The organism is Azospirillum brasilense, assembly GCF_008365405.1.
GTDB classification, from domain to species: domain Bacteria; phylum Pseudomonadota; class Alphaproteobacteria; order Azospirillales; family Azospirillaceae; genus Azospirillum; species Azospirillum brasilense_D.
Genome location: NZ_QOKV01000003.1, coordinates 302,091 through 318,865, shown reverse-complemented (window position 1 = coordinate 318,865; position 16,775 = coordinate 302,091). Strand labels below are relative to the sequence as shown.

Sequence of the window (16,775 nt, the reverse complement as noted above, 5' to 3'; positions counted from 1 at the left end):
GGCGGAATTGATTCAGGGACGAGGACGGCGATGACCTGCATTGTTGGCTTGGTGGACGGCGATCGTGTGTGGATGGGTGGTGACAGCGCGGGCGTGAACGGCCTGGATATCACCGTACGCGCGGACACCAAGGTGTTCCGCAACGCCGACCTGCTGATCGGCTTCACCAGCAGCTTCCGCATGGGCCAGCTTCTGCATTACCGGCTGGAGCCGCCGCACCGCGACCCCGAGGCCGACGTCTTCCGCTACATGGTCGTCGATTTCGTGGACGCCGTGCGCGGCTGCCTGAAGGACGGCGGCTACGCCCACCGCTCCAACGACGTGGAGACCGGCGGCACCTTCATGGTGGGCTACGAAGGGCGGCTCTTCTCGATCCAGTCCGACTATCAGGTGGGCGAGGCGGTGCGCGGGTATCACGCCATCGGCTGCGGGTCCGACTACGCGCTGGGCTCGCTCGCCTCCACGGCCGGCCTGCCGGCGGAGGAGCGGGTGCTGAAGGCGCTGGAATGCGCCGAGCTGTTCAGCGGCGGCGTGCGCGCGCCCTTCACCATCCAGTCGATGGTCCGCCGCCCGCATCTGGCGCTGACCGAAGCGGCGTAAAACCACAATAGAATTCAGGACTTCCCGCGCCGTTTTCGCCATCCGGCAAGACGGCGCGAAGTCGTGCCCGCGCCGCGGCAAACTGTGTTATAGGGACGCCGCTCCGTCCCAAAGAGATGGAGAACAAAAAGACCATAAATACAGTGGGTGCTAGAGAATGGTGGACCAAACTGTTGGTGATGCGGATCGTTTGATTGGCGAAGAGGCGCACAACGTCGCGGGCTTGGTGCATGGCCTGCCGGCTTACTGCAATTCGCCTTACGTCGTGTTTCCGGCTCTGATCCTTCTGCTGATCATGCCGCTATCGATCATTTTCCACCCGTCCTGGATCGTTCCGCTGGCCGAGCTGTACGCGGTCGGCATGATGGTGACGATCATCCGCCTGACGCGCGGGTGAACTGCGGGTCTTGCCCCCACCCTTCCCGCGGCGACGCCGCGGGCCCCTTCCCTCCCCCGCTTCGCAGGAGAGGGACCTTAATCCCCTCCCCTGCGAAGCGGGGGAGGGTTAGGGAGGGGGCAATGCGCTTTACTCCCTCAACACCTCACGCCAGGCTCCCGAACCCGTTGGTGATCGGATAGCGCCGCTCGCGGTTGAACAACCGCGGGGTGATCTTCGGCCCCGGAGGCGCCTGGCGGCGCTTGTATTCAGCCAGATGCAGCATGCGCCAGACCTTGTCCACCACCTCCGGCGCGTGACCGCGGGCGACGATCTCCGCCACGCCCAGATCCTTCTCCACCAGACAGCGCAGGATGTCGTCCAGCGCGTCGTAGGGCGGCAGCGTGTCCTGGTCGGTCTGGTCGGGCTTCAGTTCCGCGGTCGGGGCCTTGACCAGCACCCGCTCCGGCACGACGCGCCCCGCCGGGCCGAGCGCGCCGTCCGGCACATGGCCGTTGCGCCAGCGCGCCAGCGCGTAGACCATCGTCTTGTAGACGTCCTTCAGCACGGCGTAGCCGCCGCACATGTCGCCATAGAGCGTGGCGTAGCCGACCGACATCTCCGACTTGTTGCCGGTGGACAGCACCATGGGGCCGAACTTGTTGGACAGCGCCATCAGCGTGACGCCGCGGGAGCGCGCCTGGATGTTCTCCTCCGTGGCGTCCGGATCGCGCCCCGCGAAGGCCGGCAGGAGCATCCGCTCGAACGCCTCCATCGCCGGGACGATGGGAACGGTGTCCAGCTTGCAGCCCAGCAGCTCCGCCGATTCCGCGGCGTCGTCCAGGCTGTCCTGCACGGTATAAGGCGATGGCATCATCACGCCGTGCACCCGGTCGGCGCCCAAGGCATCCACCGCGATGGCCGCCGACAGCGCCGAATCGATGCCGCCCGACAGGCCCAGGATGACGCCGGGGAAGCCGTTCTTGTTCACGTAGTCGCGCAAGGCCAGCACCAGCGCCGCGTAGATCGACTCCAGACCCTCCGGCGGGGCGACGCACTCCGTGTCGGCGCAACTCCAGACATCGTCCTCGCCGCGCTCCCAGCGGGTGATCAGCAGATGCTCGGTGAAGGCGGGAGCCTGCGCCACCAGCCGGCGATCGGCGCCCAGCGCGAAGCTGGCGCCGTCGAAGACCAGCTCGTCCTGCCCGCCCACCTGATTCACGTAGAGCAGCGGCAGGCCGGACTCGGTGACCCGCCGCACGGCGAGCTGCACGCGCTGGTCGTGCTTGCCCAGCTCGAACGGGCTGCCGTTGGGGACCACCAGGATCTCCGCCCCGCTTTCCGCCAGCGTCTCGATCACGTCGGCGGACCACATGTCCTCGCAGATCGGAACGCCCAGCCGCACGCCGCGGACGTTGATCGGGCCGGGCAGCGGGCCGGGGGTGAAAACGCGCTTCTCGTCGAACACGCCGTAGTTCGGCAGGTCCACCTTGAAGCGGGTCGCCGCGACCGCTCCGCCGTCGAGCAGCAGCGCCGCGTTGAAACATGCGCCGCCGTCGCGCCAGGGCGCGCCGACCAGCAGGGCCGGGCCGCCATCCGCCGTCTCGGCGGCGAGTTCACGCACCGCCCGCTCCACCACGTCCAGGAAGAAGGGTTTCAGCACCAGATCCTCCGGCGGGTAGCCGGTCACCGCCAGCTCCGGGCAGACCATCAGGTCGGCGCCGCGCGCGGCGGCCTCGGCCCGCGCGTCGCGGATGCGGTCGATGTTGGCAGCGATGGCGCCGACGGTCGGATTGATCTGGGCCAGCGCGATGGAAAGGCGGTCGGTCATGGCGGCGTCGTCCGGTGAAGCGGCGGATCGGCCACACCGTAACAGCCGGAGGCGGAGGGCGGAAGCGGCGCACGGCCGCAGCGGAACCGCAACATCGCACGCCGTGTTGCCGGAAGGACAGGACGCCAACAGAAGGATGACCGGTCATGCAAAAGTCCGGGCAAGGTTCCGGGGCCACGACCTCCATCTGGATGGACCGCGGCGGGCCGGCGATGCCCGCCGGGACGGTCGACCCCACCGCCGCGGCGCTGGGCGCCTTGCGCCCTGATGTGATCGTCGTCGGGGCGGGCATCGCCGGGGTCACCACGGCCTACCTGCTCCAGCGCTCCGGCAAGTCGGTTCTGCTGCTGGACGACGGACCGCCGGGCGGCGGCGAGACCGGGCGCACCACGGCGCATCTTTCCAACGTCATCGACGACCGCTTCACCGAAATCGAACGGCTGCACAGCGAGTCTGGCGCCCGCATGGCGGCGGACAGCCACGGCGCCGCCATCGACACCATCGAGCGGATCGCCCGCGAGGAGGCCATCGACTGCGGCTTCGCCCGGCTCGACGGCTATCTGATGCTGGCGCCGGGGCAGGACCCCGCCGGGCTGGACCGCGAGCGCGACGCCGCCCGCCGCGCCGGGCTGGACGATGTGGAGCGGCTGGACGCCCCGCCCATCCGCCATCCCGGCCCCTGCCTGCGCTTCCCCCGGCAGGCGCGCATCCACGCGCTCGATTATCTGGCCGGGCTGACCGGCGCCTTCCTGGCGCGCGGCGGCGCGCTGGCCACCGGGGCGCATGTCTCCACGATCCGGCAGAACGGCGAGCGCGTGCGCATCGAGGCCGGGCCGGACCATGCGATGGTCGAGGCCGCCGCGGTGGTCGTCGCCACCAACTCCCCGATCAGCGACCGCTTCGCCATCCATTCCAAGCAGGCGCCCTACCGCACCTATGCCATCTCCGTCCGGGTGCCGAAGGGCAGCGTACCCGACGCCCTCTATTGGGACACGCTCGACACCTATCACTATGCGCGGCTCCAGCCGGAGGCCGACCACGACCGGCTGATCGTCGGCGGCGAGGACCACAAGACCGGCGAGGCCCGCGACATGACCGAGCGCTGGGCCGCGCTGGAGGCCTGGACGCGCGCGCATTTCCCCCAGGCCGGGGCGGTCGAGCACCGCTGGTCCGGGCAGGTGATGGAGCCCTTCGACGGGCTGGCCTTCATCGGCCCCGACCCGGCCTATGGCGGGCGGGTCTTCGTGGCGACCGGCGACAGCGGCATGGGCATGACCCACGGCACCATCGCCGGGCTGGTCCTGTGCGAGCTGATCCACGGCAGCGGCAGCCCGTGGGCCGCGCTGTACGACCCCGGCCGCAAGATGACCAGCAAGCTCGGCACCTATCTGCGGGAGAACCTGGACGTGGCCCGCCACTTCCTGCCCTACGTCCAGGGGCCGGAACTGGAGGGGGAGGACCGCATCGAACCCGGCCAGGGCGCGGTCCTGAAGTCGGGGGTCTGGCCCGTCGCCGTCTTCCGCGACGAGTCGGGGATGCTGCACCGCCGCTCCGCCATCTGCCCCCATCTGAAATGCGTGGTGCGCTGGAATCCCGGCGAGCGGAGCTGGGACTGCCCCTGCCACGGCTCCCGCTTCGCGGTGGATGGGACGGTTCTGAACGGTCCGGCCACCCAGCCCCTTGCCCCCATCGAGGACTCTGCAAGCAAAAACTGATAAAATCCTTCGAAACCGAAGTGTTTCGACCGGGCGTTGCAGGAGCCCTGCGACGAATTAACCTGTGGTAAAGGACTCCGGTACGATCATACCCTTACGGCGAAACGATCACGCGCGGGAGGCGGCGATGTATTACTCGGAAATGTCCGGACCGACAGGGACGACCAGTACGGTCCTGCAACAGGCGAACAACGCCAAGAAGGCAACCGAGAGCAAGGCCGCGGACGGCACCAAGGCCGCCGCCACGACCACCGCCGACGCCGCGACTCCCGCGAAAAGCGCCAGCCCGGCCTACACGATCAGCCAGTCGATGGAAAACCTGCTCGACAACCTGTCGGGCAAGAAGCCCGCGGCGGGGGGTGCCGACGGTGCCAACGCCGGAGCGGCGGGTGACGCGGCCGCCGGCGGCAAAACCGGCACCCAGGCGATGGCCGACCGGGCCAAGCAGGCCGAGCAGATCATGCAGAAAGCCTTGGAGCAGTCCAAGGGCCTCTCCGGCCTGTTCGAGAAGGCCATCGACAACATGGCCGGCGACCTCGGCAGCCTGCTCGGCGGGCTGGGCATGTCGGACGACGACGTGAAGGGCGCCGTCGGCGATTTCGGCAGCGCCATGAAGGACAAGCTGAAGTCCATGGATTTCAGCCAGATGGGCATGAGCATGGAGGAAGCCCGCTCGCAGTGGTCCATCGAGTCCCGCGGCATGGAGCTGACCATCCAGGACGGCGACAAGTCGGTCCGCATCTCCTTCGCCAAGTCCACCCTCGACTTCACCCGCGAGGACCGCGGGCTGGCGGCCACGCTGAACGCGGACGGCTCGGGAAGCGCCATGTTCTCCGCCGCCACGACCAAGGTGTCCGGCAAGGCCACCGGCATGATCGTCCGCTCCGAGGGCTTCAGCGATGACGAGATCAAGGGCGTCCTGGAAAAGCTGAACGGCATGGCCGCGAAGGGCGGGATGAACGGCCTCGGCGCCCTGACGCCGACCAAGAGCGCCGATGGCGTGATGCACCTGAACCTCGACCTGTCGCAGCCCATCGCCGGTCTGACCGACGGCAGCAGCAGCGCCAAGAGCGGCGCCGCGGCGGACGCGTCCCAGAAGGTGGACATCACGGCGTGAGGAAGAGCGGGCCGCTTTCCCATAAAGGGCGCCCGCAAAAGGGGTGCGATCTGTGATAACGGGGGCCGATGCTTGCCGTCGAGCCGGCTCCCTGTATAGAAGCGGCTTTCGCTGTTTCGGAGATTCGCTTCCCCATGACCGACCGCAACGCCGTGCTGGCCGCGAACCGGGCTTTCTATCAGGCCTTCACCGGGCGTGACTTTCCCGCCATGGACCGGCTGTGGGCCTCCCGCCTGCCCGTGTCCTGCATCCATCCCGGCTGGACCATCCTGTTCGGCCGGGAGGCGGTGGTGTCGAGCTGGCGGGACGTGCTGCGTTCCCCCCGTGGCCCGGCGGTGCAGGCGCGCAACGAACGCGTCAGCCTGTACGGCGACACCGCGGTCGTGCTGTGCGAGGAGATCGTGGGCGACGCCGTCCTGGCCGCGACCAACCTGTTCGCGCGCGAGGACGGCGAATGGCGGCTGGCCCACCACCAGGCCGGACCGGTCGCCGAGCCCGCCTCGCAAATCCTGACGCCGCCCGACCGCCTGCCGCCCGGTGGCCTGCTGCACTGACGGCGGTCCCTTGACGGCGGCCCCTCTTCCCCCTCGCGCGTTCAGCGGCGCTCCGCCGCCCTCTCCAGTTGCCAGATCAGGTCGCCCACCACCCGGTCGGCGGTGATCCGCTCGGGGTCGCTGTTGGTCAAGGCCACCGCGGCCCAGCGGTGGGCGCGTGAAAAGGCGATGTAGGCGTTGAAGCCGCCGGTGGAACCGGAATGCCAGAGGATCGGCGTGCCGTCCGCCGCCCAGGCGACGAACCAGCCCAGCGCCATCGCCCCCTGCCCCAGCGCTCCCGGGTCGCGCAGCGCCCGCCCATCCACCTGCACCGACTGGGCGAGCGCCAGCGTCGCGACGGTCTCGCCGTCGCAGGCGGCCTTCCCCAGGCCGCTGCAGTCGCCCATGTTGGCGCGCAGCCAGCGCAGCAGGTCGTCGGCGGTGGAATAGAGCCCGAAGGAGGGTTGCATGGCCGGCGCCTCCCAATCGGGGACCACCTGCCCACGGGCGTGGCCCACCGCCTTGCGGGCGCGCTGCCCGGCGTTGGGCGCCAGGGTGGTGTCCGTCATCCCGAAGCGGTCGGTGACCACCCGTTTCAGCAGCGTCTCGTAGGGAATGCCGGAGGCGGTGGACAGCGCCTCCCCCAGCACCGCCATGCCGACGTTGGAGTAGCGGAAGCGCGTGCCCGGCGGCACCGTCAGGCTGAAGCCGGACAGCCACGCCCCCACCTCCTCCCGCGTCAATGGCTTGTAGGGGTTGCGCGGGTCTTCCAGCCGGCTCCAGGAGAAGCGCGGAGTCTCCGGCACGTTGGGCAACCCCGCCGTATGGGTGGCGAGGTCGAGGAGGCGGATCGGCGTGCCGTCGAAGTCCGGGGCGTGGACCGGCTTGGGCAGATGGCGGGCCAGCGGGTCGGTCGGGGCGACGCGCCCGGCGCGGATCAGCTCCGCCAGGATGGTGCCGGTGAAGGGCTTGGTCAGCGAGGCGATCTGGAACAGGGTGCGTCCGTCCGGCGGGCCGCCGTCGGGCCGTCCGCTGTCGCCGCGCCCGACGACGAGGCTGCGCCCGTCGCGGATCACCCCGACGACGATGCTGCCCGCCCCCGCCTCCTCGAGACGGCGATCGGCCAACGCCGTCACCGCCTCCCGCAGGCGGTCCGGGGCCACCGCGTCCGCCGGGGCCGGGGCCGTCGCCCAGACGGTGAGCGCAAGAAACGACACGACACCGAGCACCGGCCCCCGCATCCCCACCCTCCGTCGTCGGCGCGCGGAATGGGCGCGCATTGGGAAGAGTGGGATGCGGTTCCGCCCGGCGGTACGCCCGCGGACGGACATCACGCCAACGGAGCAGGCCGTACCGGGCGGGTTAGACCGGTGAGAGGCGTGTCACTCGGCCGAATTCTACTCGGTGGGTATTTCTGCCAGCGGCGGGCGGCGGTCCTTCACGATGGTCAGGGGCACATCGTCGGCGGCGACCTCGATGATCGGCTGGCCGCCCAGCAGGCTGGGGCACTGCTTGACCTGGGTGAAGGCCATGAAGAAATCGGCCTTGCGCCAGTCCAGACCGGTGCCGTTGACCAGTTTCAGCCAGGGCGGCAGCTCGAAGCGTACGGCCAGCGTGTTGCCGCAGACCGACAGAGTGTACTGGCGCGGCGGCGCCTTGCCGCCGTTCTCGCGCTCCACCAGGGCGATCAGCTCGGCCAGCGCCTCGTGCTGGGAGTTGCCCCAGTAATCCAGCTCGAACCGGCCCTCGGCGCCCTTCAGCCCGCCGGCGAACTGGTTGTAGTAGACGTACTGGTTCGGGTGCATGGCGCCGAGCTGCCACGCGTACAGCACGGCCGCCGCGATGGCCGCCGCCCCGTACGCCTGCCCCGTACGCCGGCCCAGCGCCTCGGCCCCGCTCCACAGCCGGTCGAAGGCGATGCCGGCAAGGACCGCCATCGGCGGCGCCACGAACAGGAAATGGCGGATGCCGTTGTAGACGGACGGGCGCATCAGCATGAACAGGATGATCGGCAGGAAGGCCGCCAGCGCCAGCGGCACCCAGCGCACCGCCCCGAAGGCGCCGTCCACGCTCCGCCAGCCGCCGCGCACCACCCACAGGGCGGCCAGCACCACCGCGGCCAGGGTGCCCAGCAGCACCGCCTCCGGCAGCTTCACCCCGAGATAGACCGGCAGGTAGAGCGCCGGCGGGGCGGCGGAGCTGACCATCTGCCCCATGAACAGCGTCTGGATGTCGATGGGAAAGTGCGAGACGACGCGCAGCGCCTCCAGCGGGTTCAGCGGCTTCTGCACCGCCCAGGGCCAGAACAGCGCCATCACCGCATAGGCCAGCGGGATGGCCGGCAGCAGGGGTGGCACGGCCCGCCGCACGACGCCCAGCGCCGGCCGCAGCCCGCCCTGCCACGCCACCAGCACCACATAGAGCGCCAGCGCCACCGCGAGGTAGAAGCCGGCCAGGACCGCGCCCACCCGGATCGACAGGGTCAGGCCCAGCACCAGCCCGAACTTCAGCACGGCGCTGCGGCGCGGGGCCGGCATCTGCCCGATGATGCGGGTGGCGAAATAGAGCGTCCACACCATGCCCGCGGCAAAGGGCACGTCCTTGGTGTTGTTGAACATGGCGCCGTAATAGACGCCGGACAGCGCCAGCAGCGCCGCCGCCAGGAACCCCGCCCGCGGCCCGGCCAGCAGCCGGGCGTAGCGCCAGCAGCCGGCGATGCCCAGCACCCCGACCAGCGCGCAGAGCAGGTGGCGCGTCTCGTACTCCTCGAACGGCGAGATCGGGACCAGCAGCGCGGTCACCAGATCGAACAGCCCGCCATACAGGTACAGGTCCTTGAAATGGAAGGCCGACCGGTCGGTGAAGCCGGACAGGTAGAAGGACAGCAGCTTCTTGCCGTAGATGTGCTGGACCTCCTCGTCGGTGCTGATCCCGTAGTTCCGGAAGGTCAGCGCGGCGAGGATGATCAGGCACAGCAGAAGCGCGCGCGCCATGTCGTCCCACAGGGCGCCGGCGCGGCGCTGGGAGAGGACGCCCGCCGGGGACGTCGCCCCGAGGGGATTCAGGCCGAGCGGCGGCATCAGGCTCATGAAGGGCGGTCCTCGCTTCCGGGCCGGCGCCAAGCGCCTGCGTTGGCCCCCGGATTGGCCGCTGGAGTGGCAGCCTCGTCCTCGAAGCCGTGCGCGGAACGGACGATGTAAAGGGGGCGTCCCTTCACCTCGTTGAACACGCGGCCCAGATAATCGCCAATGACCCCCAGCGTGACGAGCTGGATGCCGCCCATGAACAGCACCGCGGCCAGCAGCGATTCGTAACCGGGCACGTCGATGCCGTAGATCAGGGTGCGCAGCAGGCGCAGCAGGATGTAGACGAAGGCGAAACCGGAGATCGCCATGCCCACCAGGCTCCACACCCGCAAGGGGAAGGTGGAGAAGGCGGTCAGCCCGTCGAAGGACAGGCTGAGCAGCTTCAGGAAGCCCCATTTGGTCTCGCCGCCCGCGCGCTCCCCCTGCTTGTAGGGGATGCTGGCCTGACGGAAGCCGACCCAGGCGAAGATGCCCTTCATGAAGCGCGTGCGTTCGGGCATGCGGTTGATGACGTCGACCACCCGCCGGTCCATCAGCCGGAAGTCACCGACCTCGCGCGGCAGCCGGACCTCCGACAGGTTGTCGAAGATCCAGTAGAAGGCGCGGGCGAACATCCGGTGCTTCAGGCTCTGCCCGACCCGCGCGTGACGCACGGCGACGACGACGTCGTAACCCTCGCGCCATTTGGCGAGGAATTGCGGCAGCAGTTCCGGCGGGTGCTGCAGGTCGGCGTCCATCGGCACCACGGCGTCGCCGGTGGTGTGGCGCAGCCCGGCCGACAGGGCCAGTTCCTTGCCGAAGTTGCGCGACAGGTCGACCACCTTGACCCGCGGGTCGGCATCATGGACGTCCAGGAGACGGTCGAGCGTGTCGTCGCGGCTGCCGTCGTTGACGCAGACCACCTCCCACTCCGCGTCCAGCCGGTCGAGCACGGGCACCAGCCGTTCGAACAGCGCCGCGATGTTGGGGCCTTCGTTGTAGAAGGGAATCACCACCGACAGGCGCCCCCGCTTCGTGCGGGCGGAGCGCGACGGCTTCGGGGTGGAAGCGGCGTCGCCTGGGCTGAGGGTGGTGTTGGGAGCGGTGTTGGCGGAAGCCGCCAGAGTGGGCGCGTCGGTCAGGGACATGGCCGGCCGTTGGGTCAGATGATCACGAGCCGGGTCGGAGGGGTCCAGGCAGGCGTCCCCGGCGGGGCGCTTCGCCCTTTGGCATATAGCACGATACATGTGGATGAGCAAAACGCCTCTATTGTGACCATCCACGGCCTAAGCCGTGACCAGCACACCGCTGGAACCGGCGCCGGAACGGTCCGTCGCTGGTGGGCTAACGCCACGGTCCCGACAAATATTCCAAGGCCCCGCGAAACCGCCAGAACCCGGAAGGATAAGGACATCCCCATGGGTGCGCGAATGGCTCCGCCCGCCCGTTTTCGGGGACCGGAAACCAGTTGGCACACTTAATGAATTGGTAAGCGGACACTGCCATGTTTTGCATCTAAACCATTCAGCCTCATCCGGAGTTTTCCCGACCATGAGCCTGTTCAACCATCTGCGGGTCGGCACCAAGATCACGGCGGCGAACGCCGGGGTTCTCCTCTTCCTGGTCGCCATCGGCGGCGTCGGGGTCTACGCACTGACGGGCGCGAAGGACGGCTTCGCGACCTATCAGACGCTGGCCCGCCAGACCACGGAGGTCGGGCGCATCCAGGCGACGATGCTGGAGGTCCAGCTCCAGGCCAAGACCTTCCTGCTGACCGGCAGCGAGGAGGCCGCCCACACGGTGGACTCGCTGGCCGCCGACCTCGACGGACGGATCGACGAGGCCAAGACGCTGTTCACCGAGCCGACGCTGAACCGCACGGTGACCCAGATGGACGATGAGCTGGGCCGGTACCGCGAGGCCTTCGCCCGCATCATGGAGTTCCAGGCGACCCGCAACGAGGCGTCGGCGGAGCTTCTCGATCTCGGGGTCAAGATGGAGAAGGCGCTCAGCGGCGTCATGGACAGCGCCTACGCCGATGGAGACACCGAAGCCGCCTATCAGGCGGGCATGGCCGCCCGCCATTTCCTGGCCGCCCGCAACACCGCCAACCGCTTCCTGACCGACGGCTCGGCGGAGAGCGCCGACATCTTCCGCAAGGAGCTTCAGAACGCCCGCGAGCGCGGCAACGCGATGCTCGCCAAGCTGACCGAGCTGGAGCGCCGCCGCGGCGCCTCGTCCTTCCTGGCCTACCAGCGCGTCTTCGCCACCCAGTTCGAGAAGGTCGTCGTCGCCACCACCAAGCGGGACGAGCTGGTTTCGCAGGTGCTGGAGACGCTCGGCCCGACCGTCAACGCGCGGGTCGAACAGCTGCGCGACGCCAGCGTCCGCCAGCAGGCGGCGCTCGGCACCACCGCCACGGAGAACATCGACCGCGCCCGGACGATGACCACCGCCGCCGCTGTGGTCGCCGTCCTGCTCGGGCTGATCTCCGCCCTGATGATCGGGCGCGGCCTGTCGCGGCCCATCGTGTCGATGACCGACACCATGACCCGTCTGGCCGGCGGCGACCGCCGGGTGGACGTGCCCGGCCTCGGCCGCGGCGACGAGATCGGCGGCATGGCCAAGGCCGTCGAGGTCTTCAAGCACAGCCTGATCGAGGCCGACCGCATGGCCGCCGAGCAGGCCGCCGAGCATGAGACCCGCCGCGAGCGGTCGGAGCGCATCGACTCCCTGACCCGCGAGTTCGACCGGATGGTGATGGAGGTGCTGTCCCGCGTCTCCTCCGCCGCCACCCAGCTCAACAGCACGGCCCAGGGCATGTCGGCCACCGCGGAGCAGACCACCCGGCAGGCCAGCGCCGTCGCCGTCGCCTCCACCCAGGCGACCGCCAACGTGGAGACCGTCGCCGCCGCCGCGGAGGAGCTGTCCAGCTCGATCCAGGAGATCAGCCGGCAGGTCGCCCAGAGCAACAGCATCGCCGGGCAGGCGGTCAGCACCGCCGAGCGGACCGACGCCACCGTGCGCGGGTTGGTCGACGCCGCCCAGCGCATCGGCGAGGTGGTGCAGCTCATCAACGACATCGCCAGCCAGACCAACCTGCTGGCGCTGAACGCAACCATCGAGGCGGCCCGCGCCGGCGAGGCCGGCAAGGGCTTCGCCGTCGTTGCGTCGGAGGTCAAGAGCCTCGCCAACCAGACCGCCAAGGCGACCGAGGACATTTCCGGCCAGATCGCCGGCATCCAGCAGGTCAGCCGCGAGGCCGCCGGGGCCATCGCCGAGATCGGCCGCGTGATCGGCGAGATCAGCCACATCTCCACCACCATCGCCGCGGCGGTCGAGGAGCAGGGTGCGGCCACCCAGGAGATCAGCCGCAACGTCCAGCAGGCCGCCCGCGGCACCCAGGAGGTGTCCGGCAACATCGCCGGGGTGACCCAGGCGGCGGAAGCCACCGGCGACGCCTCCCGTCAGGTGCTCGACGCCGCCGACGGGCTGAGCGGCGAGGCGGAGGGGCTGCGCGGCTTCGTCTCCCGCTTCCTGACCGATATGCGGGCGGCCTGACGGTTTCGTCTTCACCCCTCCTCCATCCGATTGCGATGAAGGAGGGGTTTTTCTTGCGCCGCGCCGGCCCTGTTGGGCAAATAGGGGTCATTGCGCACCCCGGACTGCTTTTCCCATCATGATCCTGACCCCGATCCCGGCCGAGACGATGCCGGAGGCCCTGGCGACCTTCGAGCGCCTGCTGGCCGGCAAGCCCCTGCCCCTCGCCGCCTTCCGGCGTATCGCCGCCACTTGGCCGGTGCCCGGCGGCGTCGACACGCCGGAGCAGCGCGCCGAAGCGGTGCGGCTGGCCCACGCCCACGGCATCGGCACGCTGGACGAGCCGCCGAACGCCTCCTTCATGTGGGACGGCGACGTCATCCGCACCGACGTGGAATCGACGGTCATCGTGCATGAGGTCGCCCACTGGCTGGTCGCAGCGCCCGAGCGCCGTCCGCTCTACGACTTCGGCCTGGGGCCGGGGCCGGAGACGACGCTGCGCAAGGAGGCGCGCAGCCAGCAGAAGCTGACCTTCGAGGAATGCATGCACGAGGAGCAGCAGACCTCCCTGCTCGGCGTGCTGTGGGAGGCCGAGCTGGGCCAGCCGGCGATCCTCGCCTTCCTGGAGCAGAACTGGATGGAGCGCTGGGAGCGGGAAAGCACCGCCGCCTTCTTCATCCGCCATGTCGAGGAACTCTTCACCCGCGGCCTGATCGACACCGAGGGCCGCCCGTCCACGGCGCGCGCCTGGGCGGACGAGCGGGCGGGCGAACGGATGCGGGCTGCCTGACATTCGCGCTGCCCACAAATCAATCATAATACCCCTGGAGGCTGGACCGTCATGACCCGCAACCTGCTTACGCTGGCCTCCGCGCTGGCCCTGCTCGCCACCCCGGCGGCGGCGGACACGCTGAAGATCGGCATGATCACCACCCTGTCCGGCCCCGGCGCGGGTCTGGGCATCGACATCCGCGACGGCTTTGCGCTGGCGGTGGAGCATGCGGGCGGCAAGCTGGGCGGGCAGGACACCCAGGTCATCGAGGCGGACGACCAGCAGAAGCCGGACGTCGCCGTCGGCCTCGCCAACCGCATGGTCGAGCGCGACCGCGTGCAGATGGTGACCGGCGTGGTCTGGTCGAACCTCGCGCTGGCCATGCTGCCGACGCTGGCCGGCGGGCAGACCTTCTTCATCAGCCCGAACGCCGGCCCGTCGCAGCTGGCGGGCGCGCAGTGCAACCCGTACTTCTTCAACGCCGCCTACCAGAACGACCAGATCCACGAGGCCGTAGGCAAGCATGTCCAGGACGAGGGCTTCAAGAAGGTCTATCTGATGGCCCCCAACTACCCGGCGGGCAAGGACGGTCTGGCCGGCTTCAAGCGCTACTACAAGGGCGCGGTCGCCGGTGAGGTCTACACCCAGGTCGGGCAGCTCGACTACGCGGCGGAACTGGCGCAGCTCAAGGCCGCAGCGCCGGACGCCGTTTACGTCTTCTACCCGGGCGGCATGGGCATCAACTTCATCAAGCAGTATGAGCAGGCCGGGCTGAAGGGCGCCGTGCCGCTGTTCGGCCCCGGCTTCTCCTTCGACCAGGACATCCTGGCGGCGGTCGGCGAGTCCGCGCTGGGCGTCAAGAACTCGGCGCAGTGGAGCCCCGACCTCGACAACGCCGCCAACAAGACGTTCGTCGCCGACTTCAAGGCCAAGTACGGGCGCATCCCGTCCATGTACGCCGCCCAGGGCTACGACACGGCGCTGCTGATCGATACGGCGGTGAAGGCGGTCGGCGGCAACCTGAAGGACAAGGACAAACTGCGCGGGGCGCTGGCGTCGGCCAAGCTGCAGAGCCTGCGCGGCGAGGTGGCCTTCAACACCAACCACTACCCGATCCACAACATCTACCTGCGCGAGGTGGTGAAGGGTGCGGACGGAGCGGTGACCAACAAGACCGTCGCCACGGTCTTCACCAACCACGCCGACGCCTATGTCAAAGACTGCCCGATGAAGTGAGGCGCAGGCAGGACGCCGGAGAATGGACGCGCTCCTCCTCGTCGAACAGGGTCTGAACGGGCTTCAGCTCGGCGTGATGCTGTTCCTGATGGCCGCCGGGCTGACGCTCGTCTTCGGCATCATGGACCTCATCAACCTCGCCCACGGCACCTTCTACATGGTCGGCGCCTACCTGACGGCGGCGCTGGTTCCGGTGCTGGACAGCTTCCCGCTGGCCCTGGCGGCGGCGGTGCTGCTGACGGCGCTGCTCGGGTTGGTGGTGGAGGCGGTGGCGCTGCGCACGCTCTACCGCCGCGACCACCTGGATCAGGTGCTGGCAACCTTCGGGCTGATCCTGTTCTTCAACGAGCTGGTGAAGATCGTCTTCGGCCCGGTCCCCATCTTCCTCAACCCGCCGGCGGCGCTGGCCGGGACGGTGGACCTGTTCGGGCTGAAATACCCGGCCTTCCGGCTGGCCATCCTCGCCGTGGGCATCGCCGTGGCGGTGTTCCTGTGGCTGCTGATCGCCCGCACGCGGGTCGGCATGCTGATCCGCGCCGGGGCCACCAACCGCGAGATGGTGATGGCGCTGGGGGTGGACGTCCGGCGGCTGTTCGGTCTGGTCTTCGCGCTGGGCTGCGGGCTGGCCGGGCTGGCCGGCGCCATGGCCGGGCCGGTGCTGGCCGTTCAGGTCGGCATGGGCGAGCAGATCCTGATCCTGACCTTCGTGGTCATCGTCATCGGCGGCATCGGCTCGATCCGCGGGGCGCTGGCCGGCGCCCTGCTGGTCGGCATGGTGGACACGCTCGGCCGCGCCCTGCTGCCCGCCGCCTTCCGTCTGGTGATGGACGCCGCCAACGCCAGCGCCGCCGGGGCGGCCCTGGCCTCCATGGCGATCTACGTGCTGATGGCGGTGGTCCTGGCGATCAAGCCCAAGGGGCTGTTCCCGGCCCATTGACGGCGTGCGTCACGCCCCGCCATAAGCCACCGGATCGGCCAGCCCGGCCTCCTGGAAGCCTTTCAGCCGCAGCAGGCAGCTGTCGCAGGAGCCGCAGGCGGTGCCGTCCGGCGCCGGGTCGTAGCAGGAGTGGGTCAGGCCGTAATCCACCCCCAGCTCCAGCCCGCGGCGGATGATGCCCGCCTTGTCGAGGGTCATCAGCGGGGCGTGGATCGTGAACCGGCTGGTGCCCTCCACCCCCGCCTTGGTGGCGAGGTTCGCCATGGTCTCGAAGGCGGCGATGTATTCGGGCCGGCAGTCCGGGTAGCCGGAATAATCCAGCGCGTTCACGCCGATGAAGATATCCGACGCCTGCAGCGTCTCCGCCCAGGCCAGCGCGAAGGACAGGAACACCGTGTTGCGCGCCGGGACGTAGGTCACCGGGATGCCCGTCCCCAGATCCGCCGCGCTGGCGTGCTTGGGCACGGCGATGGCGTCGGTCAGGGCGGAGCCGCCGAAGGCCCGCAGGTCGATGTCGGCGATGACGTGGCGGTCCACCGCCATGGCCGCGGCGACGCGCTTGGCCGCCTCCAGCTCCACCGCGTGGCGCTGCCCGTAGCGGAAGCTGAGCGCGTTCAGCCGGTACCCCTGCTCCCGGGCGATCGCCAGCACCGTCGTGGAGTCCAGCCCGCCGCTGACCAGCACCACCGCATTCTTCGCGTTCATGTCCCCACCCTTTCCCCATGCCCACAGGCCGGCCCGGCATAGTCCCGTCCTGCCGGCGGGTCAACGGCCATGGCCGCTTGTGCATGGCCGCTTGTGGCAGACCACCCACGGTGTCCGGAGTGCCTCCGCACCGCACCGCACCGCACCAGAAAACCCACGGCTGTTAACTCTTCGGCAATTTCCCTGTAACATTGTTGTTAAGACGACGAACATTCAGAAGGCAGGAATACACCGACACACAGGTTTGTGCCGGTCGCAAGGGAGCTATTGCCGTGAATGCAATCCATTCGCCCCCCTCCGCCCAGGAGGGGTCCGCCGAATCCTCCTGCTCCGGCCCCACGTCCCATT

The 16,775-nt window shown here is 69.4% G+C and carries 14 protein-coding genes; 9 read left to right on the top strand and 5 right to left on the bottom strand.

Annotation, left to right across the window (positions count from 1 at the left end):
- The first annotated feature begins 30 nt into the window (after positions 1 to 30).
- Positions 31 to 600 carry a hypothetical protein gene (locus DS837_RS08265; protein WP_038529345.1) on the top strand — a complete coding sequence of 190 codons (570 nt, stop codon included), beginning with the start codon at positions 31 to 33 and terminating at the stop codon, positions 598 to 600.
- A gap of 157 nt (positions 601 to 757) precedes the next feature.
- Positions 758 to 997, top strand: coding sequence for a hypothetical protein (locus DS837_RS08260; protein ID WP_149164290.1), 240 nt, complete (start codon positions 758 to 760; stop codon positions 995 to 997).
- A 145-nt stretch (positions 998 to 1,142) separates the two neighbouring features.
- Here DS837_RS08260 and DS837_RS08255 read toward each other — a convergent pair whose 3' ends face one another.
- Entirely contained in the window at positions 1,143 to 2,807 is a 1,665-nt protein-coding gene (locus DS837_RS08255) for an NAD+ synthase (protein ID WP_149164289.1), read from the bottom strand.
- Positions 2,808 to 2,953: 146 nt separating this feature from the next.
- Here DS837_RS08255 and DS837_RS08250 point away from each other — a divergent pair, with 146 nt between their 5' ends.
- From DS837_RS08250 to DS837_RS08240, 3 genes are all read left to right on the top strand, one after another.
- Positions 2,954 to 4,522 carry an FAD-dependent oxidoreductase gene (locus tag DS837_RS08250; RefSeq protein ID WP_149164288.1) on the top strand — a complete coding sequence of 523 codons (1,569 nt, stop codon included), beginning with the start codon at positions 2,954 to 2,956 and terminating at the stop codon, positions 4,520 to 4,522.
- 127 nt (positions 4,523 to 4,649) lie between these two features.
- Complete coding sequence (locus DS837_RS08245) at positions 4,650 to 5,639, top strand: hypothetical protein (RefSeq protein ID WP_149164287.1); 990 nt, start codon at positions 4,650 to 4,652, stop codon at positions 5,637 to 5,639.
- A 134-nt stretch (positions 5,640 to 5,773) separates the two neighbouring features.
- Positions 5,774 to 6,193: a nuclear transport factor 2 family protein gene (locus DS837_RS08240; protein WP_149164286.1), complete on the top strand. Its 420-nt coding sequence runs from the start codon at positions 5,774 to 5,776 to the stop codon at positions 6,191 to 6,193.
- 41 nt (positions 6,194 to 6,234) lie between these two features.
- On the opposite strand, the gene DS837_RS08235 is transcribed toward DS837_RS08240, so the two are convergent.
- From DS837_RS08235 to DS837_RS08225, 3 genes are all read right to left on the bottom strand, one after another.
- A complete protein-coding gene (locus DS837_RS08235) occupies positions 6,235 to 7,389 on the bottom strand; it encodes a serine hydrolase domain-containing protein (RefSeq protein ID WP_247889827.1) in 1,155 nt (384 codons plus the stop codon).
- 180 nt (positions 7,390 to 7,569) lie between these two features.
- Positions 7,570 to 9,261, bottom strand: a complete 1,692-nt coding sequence (locus DS837_RS08230) for a glycosyltransferase family 39 protein (protein ID WP_149164284.1) — start codon at positions 9,259 to 9,261, stop codon at positions 7,570 to 7,572.
- A complete protein-coding gene (locus DS837_RS08225) occupies positions 9,258 to 10,385 on the bottom strand; it encodes a glycosyltransferase family 2 protein (RefSeq protein ID WP_149164283.1) in 1,128 nt (375 codons plus the stop codon). Before DS837_RS08225 ends, DS837_RS08230 begins: the two co-directional genes overlap by 4 nt.
- A 403-nt stretch (positions 10,386 to 10,788) precedes the next feature.
- Here DS837_RS08225 and DS837_RS08220 point away from each other — a divergent pair, with 403 nt between their 5' ends.
- The 4 genes from DS837_RS08220 to DS837_RS08205 all read left to right on the top strand — a co-directional run bounded on the left by DS837_RS08220 (position 10,789) and on the right by DS837_RS08205 (position 15,722).
- Positions 10,789 to 12,798: a HAMP domain-containing methyl-accepting chemotaxis protein gene (locus DS837_RS08220; protein WP_149164282.1), complete on the top strand. Its 2,010-nt coding sequence runs from the start codon at positions 10,789 to 10,791 to the stop codon at positions 12,796 to 12,798.
- A 118-nt stretch (positions 12,799 to 12,916) separates the two neighbouring features.
- On the top strand, positions 12,917 to 13,567 hold the full coding sequence (locus tag DS837_RS08215; RefSeq protein ID WP_149164281.1) for an elongation factor P hydroxylase: 651 nt from the start codon (positions 12,917 to 12,919) through the stop codon (positions 13,565 to 13,567).
- 51 nt (positions 13,568 to 13,618) lie between these two features.
- Positions 13,619 to 14,785 (top strand): ABC transporter substrate-binding protein, encoded by a 1,167-nt coding sequence (locus tag DS837_RS08210; protein ID WP_149164280.1) that lies wholly within the window; start codon positions 13,619 to 13,621, stop codon positions 14,783 to 14,785.
- Between the two features lie 22 nt (positions 14,786 to 14,807).
- Positions 14,808 to 15,722 carry a branched-chain amino acid ABC transporter permease gene (locus DS837_RS08205; RefSeq protein ID WP_145625052.1) on the top strand — a complete coding sequence of 305 codons (915 nt, stop codon included), beginning with the start codon at positions 14,808 to 14,810 and terminating at the stop codon, positions 15,720 to 15,722.
- Positions 15,723 to 15,731: 9 nt separating this feature from the next.
- Here DS837_RS08205 and queC read toward each other — a convergent pair whose 3' ends face one another.
- Complete coding sequence (queC, locus tag DS837_RS08200; protein ID WP_149164279.1) at positions 15,732 to 16,427, bottom strand: 7-cyano-7-deazaguanine synthase QueC; 696 nt, start codon at positions 16,425 to 16,427, stop codon at positions 15,732 to 15,734.
- Between the last annotated feature and the right edge of the window lie 348 nt (positions 16,428 to 16,775).